This is a genomic window from Yinghuangia sp. YIM S09857, assembly GCF_051388915.1.
GTDB lineage: Bacteria > Actinomycetota > Actinomycetes > Streptomycetales > Streptomycetaceae > Yinghuangia.
Genome location: NZ_JBPKBH010000005.1, coordinates 432,952 through 436,808, shown reverse-complemented (window position 1 = coordinate 436,808; position 3,857 = coordinate 432,952). Strand labels below are relative to the sequence as shown.

Here is a 3,857-nt window from a genome sequence, read left to right as displayed (position 1 = left end):
CCCCCCCCCCCCCCCCCCCCCCCCCCCCCCCCCCCCCCCCCCCCCCCCCCCCCCCCCCCCCCCCCCCCCCCCCCGCGGTGTCCGTGGTCTGATCTGTGGTGCTGAACAGTGGCGCTGATCAGGGGTGCTGATCAGTGGTGCGGTGTCGCTGGTGTGGGCCTGTGGTGCGGGGCCTGTGGCGCGGCGCGGTCAGCGGCGGCGCAGGCCGTAGTAGCCGACGCCGCCGAGCAGTGCGACGCCCAGCACGATGCCCACCGGCAGCGCGAGCCTGCCCGCGGTGGAGTCGTCCTCGGACGACGCGGACTGCCCGGGCAGGTCGACGGATTCGCCGCCCTTGCCGGTCTGGCCCTTGCCCGTCTGCCCGGTGTTCCCGGTGGCCTGGCCGCCGGTCGCGGCCTGGGCCGGGGTGCCGCCGTTCGCCGTGGCGGCCGCGGTCTCGGCGTCGAAGGCGAAGACCGGGTCGGTGCCGGGGCGCGGCGTGCCGCCGATCTCGACGGTCAGGTCGATGGGCAGGACCAGGCCCTTGGCCTCGTCCGGCGGCTCGGCGACCTGGAGCTGGATGTAGTAGGTGCCCGGCACCGCGTACCCGTTCGGGTCAAAGCTGCCGGCGTCCTCCGGACGGGCGATCTGCCAGGGGCCGCAAGTGCGTTCGAAGCGGCCCTTGTCGCGCTGGATCAGCTCGACGACGCTGGAGTCCTTGGCGTCGCACGTCGTCGGGTTGCGGGTGGCGTTGAAGATCTTGACGCTCCACCCGGCGGTGATGCTGTTCGGGAAGTCGTGCGGGATGTCCACCCCGGCCTTGACGGTGAGCTGCTGTCCGGCCTTGAGGTCGACGCGCCAGAACGGTGCCTCGCCGACCGCGATGCTCTGCTTGTAGGTGCCCGGGCCGATCGGGGTGGCGCTGTTGAACGAGAAGCCGCCCACCGCGTCCGGGCCGGTCTTGACCGGGACTTCCTTCGCGGTCTGCGGGCCGCCGGTGGTCTCGGCGATGCCGACGAGGAGTTCGACGGGCATCGGCATGTCGCCGGCGTCGGTGACGTCGTTCTCGATCATGATGCAGCCGACGTCGTTCGGAGGCGGGGTGCCTTCGGTGTCCGGCTTGCTGCGGGCACCCGCGGTGATGACGTTCGCCCAGCCCATGGACTGCTCGTACTGCCGCAGCCAGTCGTCCGGGTCGCCGCTGCCGACCGTGCCGGCCTGCACGGTCAGGCCCGCGCCGCGGCCGTAGCCCTCCTCGGCGACGGCCGTCGCGGAGACCTGGAGGAGCTGGTCGGGGCGCTTCTTGACCTGGTAGTAGAGGTCGCGTCCGCCGGTGAAGCCGTCCAGGTACTGGCCCGGCGTGATCATCGGCGCGTCGGCGCAGCCCTCGATGGAGCCCTTGATGGGAGTGCCGGTGGCCTGGTACGTCGTCCACGCCTTGCGGAACAGCGTGCTCAGGTTGGCGGTGAGCGCGTCGGCGTTGTCGGCGTCCGCGTACGATCCGCCGCTCACCTGGGCTATGCACTTGAGTTGGTCGCGGGCGGCGCCGGTGGTCTTGAAGCCGACCGCGTCGACGGCGAGGTCGATGCCCTGGGCCTTGAGTTCGCGGGCGACGTCGCAGGGCGGCGGGGGAGCGCAGGTGTCCTCGCCGTCAGACACGAGCACGATGCGGCGCTTGCCGTCGGTGCCGACGTCCTTGGCCGCCTCGCGCAGCGCGACGCCGATGGGGGTGAAGCCGACGGCGTCCATGGCGGCGACGCGCTGCTTGGCGTCGGCACGCGCGGCGGAGTCCATGGGCTTGATCGGGAAGAGCAGTTGGGTGTCGGCGCACCCGGGGCCCTTGTCCTGGCCGCCGTACGTCGCCCCGTACACCCGCAGGCCCAACTGCGCGCTCTCCGGCGCGGTGTCGATGATGCGGCCGACGGCCTGCTTGGCGGCGGCGAGGCGGGTCTGGCCGCCCGCGTCGTTCTCCTTCATCGACCCGGACAGGTCCAGCACGAGTTCCATCTTGGGCGGGGGTTCGCCTTCGGCGGCCGGTGCGGTCGGTGCCTGGGGGGCCGCCGCGGCGGTCGTGGCGGAGGGCAGGAGGCCGCCGAGCATGAGGGCGGGCAGGGCGAGTGCCGCGGCCCGGAGGCGTCGGTTTCCGATGGTCATGGCTCCATGTCCTTTGCTGCGCTCTCGGCGCTCGGTTCGCGGTCGCTTGCCGTGCCGGGGGTGAGGGGCGCCAGGGGGTCAGGGGGTCAGCGGCGGCGCAGGCCGTAGTAGCCGACGCCGCCGAGCAGGGCGAGGCCGAGGGCGATGCCGACCGGAAGCGCCAGCTTGCGCGCCGTCGAGTCGTCCGAGCCGCCGTCCGCGGACGCGGAGCTGCCCGGCAACTCCTCGGTGCCGTCCGCGCCTTCGGTGCCCTTGCCGCCCTGCGTGCCCGTCCCGCCCGACTGCTGCGCCTCCTTGCCGGGGGACGCGGACCCGCCGGTCGCGGTGCCGCCCGGCGCGGAGCCGGTGTCGCTCTCCGTCTGCACCGTGCCGGTGCCCGGTGTCTCCGGCGACTGTCCGCCGAAGTCGAAGACCGGGACGGGCTCGGCACGCGGCGTGCCGTCGACGGTCACCACCATGTCCACCGGGACGACGCGCCCGATCGCGGACTCGCCGGGCTCGGCGACGGCGAGCTGGATGTAGTACGTGCCGGGCGTGGCGTATTCGAGGTTGTTGCTCCGGATCTTCTCCGGGTCGGCGATCTCCCAGGGGCCGCACGACTTCTCGAAGCGACCCTTTCTGCGGTCGAACAGGACCACGCGCCCGGAGTAGTCGGTGGCGCAGATCGTCTCCTGCCGCAGTTCGTTGAAGGTCACCACGGTGAACGCCATCGCGGTGTCGTACGGGAAGTCGCCCGGCGTCTCGACTCCGCCCTTGATCGACAGGCGCTGCCCCGGGCGTACGTCCACCCGCCACATCGGGAACTGCCCGACCGTGAGGTTCTGCCGGTAGGTGCCCGGCCCGATCGGGGTCGCGTCGGCGAACGAGGTGCCGCCCTGCGCGTCCGACCCGGTGCGCACCTGCGGGGCGGGCGGCACGGCCTTCTTGGCGGGGTCGGCGTCGGCGAGGCCGACCAGCAGCTCGACGGGGAAGGCCGGGTCGTCCTTGTCGTCGCTCAGCCGGTTGTGGATCCGGATGCAGCCCATGTCGTCCGGGGGCAGCGGTCGCGGGTCCGACTTGTCGTCCGGGTCCACGGCCTCGCTGCGGGTCCCGGCGGACAGGACGTTCGCCCAGCCGACCACGGTGCCGAAGGCGTGCAGCCAGCCCTCGGGCTTGATGTCGGCCGGCATCGGCCCGGCGAAGACCTCGATGCTGGAGTTGCGGGTGAAGCGGTGGGCCAGCACGACCGTGGTGCTGACCTGGAGGAGCTGGTCGGGGCGCTTCTTGACGCGGTAGTAGAGGTCCTTCTCGGCGACCAGCGTGTCCACGTACTGCCCGGGGCCGACGATCGGCGCGGTTTTGCAGTCGGTCGTCGACCCCTTCACCGCGGTGCCGGAGGTCCTGTAGCTCTGCGCGCGGTCGTCCTCCGCGGGGGAGGCGGAGGCGGAGGCGGACAACGCGGGCAGGGTCCCGGCGAGCATGAGCGCGGATATCGCGAGCACGGCGGCGCGCGAGCGTCGTGTTCGGGTGGTCATGAGCTCCGGCTCCTTGTCGTGGCTGCCCGTGGTGGCGGCTGCTGGTCGCCGCCTGCCTGCTGGTCGCTGCCTGCTGGCTCCGCGCCGCAAAGTCCGCGGTGCCCCGATCGTAGAGATCACGCGGTGGCGCAGACAGGACGAGGGACCCTCGCGTCTCCCTCGGGGGCGGTGGCGCGGGCCGGGCACCGCTCGCTGCGGCGCCCGGCCCGG

General features: G+C 73.1%; 2 protein-coding genes. Both read right to left on the bottom strand.

Annotated features, from left to right (window positions below; all coding sequences use genetic code 11):
* Positions 1 to 189 precede the first annotated feature (189 nt).
* Positions 190 to 2,133 carry a VWA domain-containing protein gene (locus ACRX5S_RS13370; RefSeq protein ID WP_436773104.1) on the bottom strand — a complete coding sequence of 648 codons (1,944 nt, stop codon included), beginning with the start codon at positions 2,131 to 2,133 and terminating at the stop codon, positions 190 to 192.
* Between the two features lie 86 nt (positions 2,134 to 2,219).
* Positions 2,220 to 3,647 carry a hypothetical protein gene (locus ACRX5S_RS13365; RefSeq protein ID WP_436773103.1) on the bottom strand — a complete coding sequence of 476 codons (1,428 nt, stop codon included), beginning with the start codon at positions 3,645 to 3,647 and terminating at the stop codon, positions 2,220 to 2,222.
* Between the last annotated feature and the right edge of the window lie 210 nt (positions 3,648 to 3,857).